Source organism: Pseudoalteromonas caenipelagi (genome assembly GCF_013140855.1).
Classification (GTDB): Bacteria; Pseudomonadota; Gammaproteobacteria; order Enterobacterales; family Alteromonadaceae; genus Pseudoalteromonas; species Pseudoalteromonas caenipelagi.
The window spans coordinates 145,882-152,530 of record NZ_JABBPG010000009.1; the positions used below are offsets into that span (position 1 = coordinate 145,882).

The window sequence follows — 6,649 nt, forward strand, 5'->3', positions numbered from 1 at the left end:
CGGATGTGTTAATTTTGCTTAACAATATTGTTTTACAGAGGTATTAACTGTGTCAGCCCCGTTACTAAAGATATATAAAAGAATGCAGTGGCTTCCATTTGGACAGTGGCTCTTTAGCAAAGCCGTATGTCGTAAGGCGCCTTATTTTGGTTCAATTAAGCCAACTATAACGAAGCTTGAACCAGGGTTATGCTGTGCCACAATTCCCAAACGCAAAGCCGTGTTCAACCATATTGGAACTATTCATGCGATAGCGCAGTGTAATCTAGCTGAATTGTGTGCCGGCGTAATGGTTGATGCAACAGTGCCGCATAAAACACACCGTTGGATCCCAAAAGGCATGACTGTGCAATACCTAAAAAAAGCTGAAACAGATTTGGATGCAGAAGCTAAGATTGCCTTGCCCAGACAATGGCAAGACAAAGAAGATTTAATTGTACCCGTAGAGATCTTTGATAAACAGGGAAACAAGGTATTTCACGCTGATATCAATATGTACATTACTGCGCGTTAGTCTTGTCTTTACTCGTTGCTTTGTCTTTAAAGGAGGTGATATTTGTCACCTCTGTTTTATGAGTAAGCTTACCCTCAATTAAAGCACCGGCTTCGATACTGAGCGTGTCATGCATGACGTCACCATGTACTTTGGCGGTTGGCTCTAGCATCACTTTATCTGCATCGATGCTACCATTGACCGTGCCTTTTATCCGAATGCGATGAGCCTTTACATCACCTTCAATCACACCATGCAGACCAACAATGAGGGTATTCACTACCAAGTCACCGATTACCTTACCGTCGATTTGTAACTCACCTTCGCAGCGAACATGGCCTTCTATGACCGTATTGGGAGAGATCAGCGCCGGAACGCCTGATACCGATTTATCGTTGCCTAATAAACTATTGAACACGATTGATCACCTTAGTTAACTTGATAGGGTTAATATGTTTGCCGTTTTGCAATACTTCATAATGTAAGTGAGTGCTTGTACTTCGTCCAGTACTCCCCATCAAAGCAATCACTTCAGATTTTTTGATTTGTTGCCCTTTTTTTACTTTGATTGTGTGCAAATGGCCAAATCGAGACACTAAGCCGTGCTCATGTTCAATTTCGATAAATTTGCCGTAGCCGCCATTACGTCCGGCTCGAACGATCGTGCCTGCAGCAGGGGCGATAATTTCTGTTTTATGCCAACCAGCTAAATCGACACCTTTATGGTAAGCGCGTCGACCAGTAATAGGGTCTTTACGAAAACCGAATTGGCTCGAAATATAATAATCATCTTTAGCAACTGGCATAGAGTCTGGCAAGGTGGTGATCACTTGCTCTAAGTTATTTAACGTAACCAGATTATCTATCGCATTGAGGTAATCTTGAGGCAGTTCCTCTAGCTCTAATTGGTGATACGGACCACCTTGAGCTAGTGCTGAGTTGTGTTTTGGGGCGATGCCAACTTCTGCCAGACCACTACTTAGTGTTGCTGCACGATTTTGAATGTTGTCAGAGATCAGACTAAGCAATTGTTGCTGATGAGAAGCCAACCTCTGCGCCTGCGTACCAAAGTCTCTTTGCTGCTCACCTTGTGACACTTCGCTTTGGTTAGGTAATAAGCTATCTGAATTAACTTGTTCGGTCGTTTGTTGCGGGTCATCTAGCTGTTCTAAATGGACGTCTGTATTATCCGTTGGCGTTTGTGTGGGCGCATTTTCCGCTTCATTCAATGGCTCAACTAGTGAACTTGGTAAGGCATCGACTAAGCTTTGCAGCATGAGTTGCTTTTCAGTGAGTTCGTTAAGTGCTTGCTGCTGCTGAGCAAGCTGAGCTTGCATTTGCTGCTTTTCATTTAAAAAACGCTGCTTGTCTTCATTGGTTTGCGTGCGCAAAGAGGAAATTGTAGTTTTTTGTTGCGTCACAGATTGTGCATTTATCACAGCCCAAGCCACAGCGCCCGATGCTAATGTTAACAGCAATGGTTGAACCCAGCTTGGTAAGGTGAACATATAAATTTCACCGTTTTGGCGTATTAAAATTTGCCTTGGCTGGAATAATGTCTTAAATAGGCGATTGATTAGCTTCAACATACTTATAAAATTCTTAAACAACACTTCACAATAACAAGATTAATACAAAAATCCAGCTAATTTGTATAATAAAAAGGTGTGCAAATGCACACCTTTGATTTTTATCTGCTTTTAATTTGGGATTATTTAGCAGGTAGAACCGTGCCTTCAACAGAGCCAAAGCCAATGCGATTGAAGCCATCAGCTTCACACCAACCACGCATAATTACTTTGTCGCCGTCTTCTAAGAACTTACGTTCTTCGCCATTTGTTAGCGTAATCGTTTCTTTACCACCGCGAGAAAGCTCAAGTAAAGAACCGGCTTCTTCATGCTCAGGGCCCGATTGTGTACCAGAGCCAAGCATGTCGCCCGGTAGGAAGTTACAGCCGTTTACTGTGTGATGCGTTACCATTTGCGCTACAGTCCAGTAGCTGTGTTTGAAGCTAGACTCAGACAGCTTCGCTGGGGTTTGCTGTTCTTCGCGCATTTTAGCGGTTTCAAGCAATACATCCATTTGGATATCAAAAGCGCCAGCTTCACGGTTGTGAGATGACTCTAAGTATTCCATCGGCTGAGGATCGTTCTCTTCACGATGCCACTGAGTGCGATATGGTGCGAGCGCTTCCGTTGTTACAATCCATGGAGAAACTGTAGAGGCAAAGTTTTTCGCTAGGAATGGACCTAATGGTTGATATTCCCATGCTTGTAAATCACGTGCTGACCAGTCATTGAATAGACAAAAACCAAATACATGGCTTTCAGCATCTTCAATCGCGATTTGCTCACCTAGCTCGTTTCCATTACCTAAATAGATACCAAGCTCTAGTTCATAGTCAAGGCGCTTACAAGGACCAAATGAAGGAGTATCAGCATCTGGTGCTTTAGTTTGGCCTTTCGGGCGATGGAAAGCTTGGCCAGATACATCGATAGAAGATGAGCGACCGTGATAACCGATTGGCACCCATTTGTAGTTTGGTAATAGTGGGTTATCTGGGCGGAATAGCTTACCTACAGCAGTCGCATGGTAGATTGATGTATAAAAGTCAGTGTAGTCACCAATGTGACATGGCATTGAGTACTCAACATCGGCTTGTGCAACCAGCGCATTTGCAAGCACAGCTTGATGTTCTGAGCCTTCACGTAGAGCGCGAGATAACGCTAAACGTAGTGCCGACCAGTAAGCTTGACCCAGTCCCATAAACTCATTTAAAGCTTGAGCGTTGGCAGCTTCAAGTGCTACTTGCGCTTCACCTGAAAAAATACCAGCACTTGCTACAACTGCAAGATCTAATACTTGATCACCGATAGCAACACCGCCACGGAACTCTTCATTGCTGCCTTTGCGACGAAATACCGCAAATGGTAAGTTCTGGATTGGAAAATCTGTACCAGCCTGGTTTGCACTTGCTACCCAGCTTTTAAGATTAATATCATGAGTTTCGTTAATAAAAGACATTGCCTTTCCTTTTTACTTTTGGTTAGTGCTATTTTGCCCTAACTAAAATGGAAAAAGCAGCTTTTAAAAAGCTGCTTGTGAAAATAATAACGTATATAAAGCTTAGATTACGCCGCGACGTTCTTGATCACGCTCGATAGACTCGAATAGCGCTTGGAAGTTACCTTCACCAAAGCCGCCATCGTCAACACGTTGGATCATTTCGATAAAGATTGGGCCAAATAAGTTTTTCGTAAAGATTTGTAGTAGGTAACAGTTCTCACTTTGGCTATCTACTAAGATCTGGTGCTCTCTGATCTTCTCTTTATCTTCTTTAACCCAAGGTACACGGTCGAAGATAGTGTCATAGTAGTGTTCAACGATATCTAACGTAGCGATTGTGCTCTTATCTAGCTGATCAAGTGAGCCTACTAGGTCGTTAGTTAAAAATGCTAAGTGTTGAACACCTGGACCATTGTACTCATCTAGGTACTCATCGATCTGGTTGTTGTTGTCGTCTTTACCTTCGTTAATTGGAATAGAGAAGGTGCCACAAGGCGACTTAAGTGCATAAGATAGTAGCGCTGTTTTTTGACCTTTAATGTCGAAGTAGCGAACTTCTTCAAAACCAAATACGTCTTTGTAGAAGTTAGCCCATGTTTCCATAGTGCCTTTGTAAACGTTGTTAGTTAAGTGGTCAATACGGATAAAGCCCTTATCTTTAACAATGTTTTGTTCTTGAAGGTCTACAAAGTCATTGTCGTAGATTGAACCTTTGTCGCCAAATACGTCGATGAAGTAAATTAGGCTGTCACCGATGCCGTAAATTGCAGGGTAAGGTAAGTCTTTATTGGCAGAGTCAGTCGCTGGCTTTGCACCACGCTCAACAGCAACTTCAAACGCTTTTTGAGCGTCTTCTACACGCCAGCCCATTGAACAAATTGCAGGGCCATGGCTTTTAGCGAAAGCTGCAGAAAAGCCTTCACGCTCGTTATTTAGTAAAAAGTGAATGTCGTTTTGGTTGTAATAAACGATATCTTTGTCTTTAAACTTTTTAAGTTTTGAGAAACCAAAATCGGTGAACACTTTATCCATATAGTCCGCATCTGGTGTTGCGTACTCGGTAAACTCGATACCAACTAAACCTAGTGGATTTTTTACTTCACTCATTGTCATACTCCCGCAATTAAGCAAATTGGGTTGCTTGTTAGATTATGTTTTTCAGTAGGTGGATGATTAATCAAAAATGCGCAAAGAGGAAGAGTCGGCCCCTATTTAGCAGACAGTGCGATTGTAAATTAAGTTGCACAAACACACGAAAATATGACGGTAGCAATGACACACACAAAAAGCGTGCAACTAAGGTGATGGCGAGCGCAGGAGATTTGAAGCTTGAACGGTGCTTTTAGAAGTGTGTTTTTATTTAACGTTTTGATTTATAAAGGTTTTTGTTTTTTGTGTTGTTACTTAGTTAAGCAGCATATTTTTAATTTACTCTTCTCTTATTTCTTGCTTTAGGTTCAGTGTTTGTAAACTTTTGTTTACTGATGGGCGGTCATAGACGTTTAAATACTAAAAAACCGCATGCCAAGGCATGCGGTTTTATCAAATACCTGATTGGGTAATTATTGCTTTATAGCTGCAACTTCTAGCTCTTCAGCCAGAATATGTTCTTGTGTGTGTGGCTCATGTTGGCCTTCTGCACCGTGCATCCAATCAACAAGCTTATCACTTAGTAAGTACATCGCAGTTGCTGATAGCAAAGCGGTAGCGCCTAAGCCAATAAAAATACCCATTGCGTTGTTAACTGCCTCATGACCTTCGCCGATGAACGAGCCAACTAAACCTGCAATCTTGTTAGCAATTGCAGTACATAGGAACCAAATACCCATTAATAGTGAGGCTAAACGCAGTGGCGCTAATTTACTCACCATAGATAAGCCTATTGGTGACAAGCATAACTCGCCCAGCGTGTGGAACAGGTAAAATAGTACTAGCCACATCATGCTAATTTGCATTGTACCTTCACCAGAACCTTCAGTGATAAGTGCAAGCATCATAGTTAAAAAGCCAAGTGCTAAAAAGACCAATGCAATAGCAAATTTAACAGGAGAGTTAGGTTCGCGCTTATCAAGCTTTAACCAAATCATGGCAACTAGAGGTGCAAAGATAATAATAAAAATAGAGTTTAGAGATTGGAACCAAGATGCTGGTACCTCAAAGCCCATTAGCATACGATTAGTGTAATCGTTAGCGAAGATATTCATTAAGCCGCCAGCTTGTTCAAAGCCCATCCAGAAAATGATGCTGAATACGCTCATGGTGAAAATAACTTTAATGCGGTCTTTTTCAACGTTAGTTAGAGGTTCTTTTTTACCTGTACTTGATTGAGCTGCAGAGAGTTTTGCAGCAGGTACAACCCCGATATCGCCTAGATACTTTTTGCTCAAAACTAATTGCATTATTACAGAGATAACCATACCAATACCAGCAACGATAAAACCCGCTTGCCAGTTGAACAATGCAGCAACACCGCCTGCAGCAAGTGGCCCTAGCGCACCGCCTAAGTTGATACCCATGTAGAAGATGGTAAATGCACCATCACGACGTTTGTCACCTTCTTGGTACAAGTCGCCAACCATAGTAGAGATGTTAGGTTTAAATAAACCATTACCTATACAAAGTAGTGCTAAGCCCAAATAGAATACGTTTTCTTCCATACCTGCAACAGCAGCATGAGGCACACCCATAATAAAGTGACCAGCAGCCATTAAAATACCGCCAATGATAATGGCTTTTCGCTGACCTAACACGTTATCTGCTAGCCAGCCTCCAAATAATGGCGTTAAGTAAACAGCCATGGTAAATGTACCGTAAAGGCTAAGTGCATCAGCATTAGACCAACCAAAGCCGCCATCTTGTGTAATAGCGACTAGGTACAACACTAAAATGGCGCGCATGCCATAGTAGCCAAATCTTTCCCACATCTCTGTGCCGAACAACAGGAATAAACCCTTAGGATGACCTAAAAACTCTCCTGAATTAGGTAATGAACTCATATGTACTTCCTAATTAAATCAAATGTGTTGTGAGGCCTTATAATAATCATTACGTGCAAATAGTTATGTAATTTGAACGGGTGGCCAAAGTAA

Annotated in this window: 6 protein-coding genes; 1 reads left to right on the forward strand and 5 read right to left on the reverse strand. The window is 42.0% G+C overall.

The genetic code is table 11. The features are described from left to right. Positions 1–49: 49 nt before the first annotated feature. Positions 50–514: a hotdog fold domain-containing protein gene (locus tag HG263_RS18085; RefSeq protein WP_343044017.1), complete on the forward strand. Its 465-nt coding sequence runs from the start codon at positions 50–52 to the stop codon at positions 512–514. Here HG263_RS18085 and HG263_RS18090 read toward each other — a convergent pair. The 5 genes from HG263_RS18090 to HG263_RS18110 form a co-directional block, all read right to left on the reverse strand. After that, positions 501–911: a bactofilin family protein gene (locus HG263_RS18090; RefSeq protein ID WP_343044018.1), complete on the reverse strand. Its 411-nt coding sequence runs from the start codon at positions 909–911 to the stop codon at positions 501–503. The two genes, HG263_RS18085 and HG263_RS18090, sit on opposite strands and share 14 nt — an antisense overlap. After that, a complete protein-coding gene (locus HG263_RS18095) occupies positions 901–2,082 on the reverse strand; it encodes a M23 family metallopeptidase (protein WP_246240024.1) in 1,182 nt (393 codons plus the stop codon). Before HG263_RS18095 ends, HG263_RS18090 begins: the two co-directional genes overlap by 11 nt. A 122-nt stretch (positions 2,083–2,204) precedes the next feature. Continuing rightward, the gene (fahA, locus tag HG263_RS18100; RefSeq protein ID WP_171627496.1) at positions 2,205–3,518 is read right to left on the reverse strand and encodes a fumarylacetoacetase; all 1,314 of its coding nucleotides are present in this window, start codon (positions 3,516–3,518) and stop codon (positions 2,205–2,207) included. 102 nt (positions 3,519–3,620) lie between these two features. After that, the gene (gene hppD / locus HG263_RS18105) at positions 3,621–4,667 is read right to left on the reverse strand and encodes a 4-hydroxyphenylpyruvate dioxygenase (RefSeq protein ID WP_171627497.1); all 1,047 of its coding nucleotides are present in this window, start codon (positions 4,665–4,667) and stop codon (positions 3,621–3,623) included. A 455-nt stretch (positions 4,668–5,122) separates the two neighbouring features. Continuing rightward, complete coding sequence (locus HG263_RS18110) at positions 5,123–6,556, reverse strand: peptide MFS transporter (RefSeq protein WP_171627498.1); 1,434 nt, start codon at positions 6,554–6,556, stop codon at positions 5,123–5,125. Between the last annotated feature and the right edge of the window lie 93 nt (positions 6,557–6,649).

What these genes read in the sequence shown, in the direction of transcription:
- fahA (WP_171627496.1), bottom strand. Translation starts at nt 3,518, where the DNA reads ATGTCTTTTATTAACGAAACTCATGATATTAATCTTAAAAGCTGGGTA.
- HG263_RS18110 (WP_171627498.1), bottom strand. Translation starts at nt 6,556, where the DNA reads ATGAGTTCATTACCTAATTCAGGAGAGTTTTTAGGTCATCCTAAGGGT.
- HG263_RS18095 (WP_246240024.1), bottom strand. Translation starts at nt 2,082, where the DNA reads ATGTTGAAGCTAATCAATCGCCTATTTAAGACATTATTCCAGCCAAGG.
- hppD (WP_171627497.1), bottom strand. Translation starts at nt 4,667, where the DNA reads ATGAGTGAAGTAAAAAATCCACTAGGTTTAGTTGGTATCGAGTTTACC.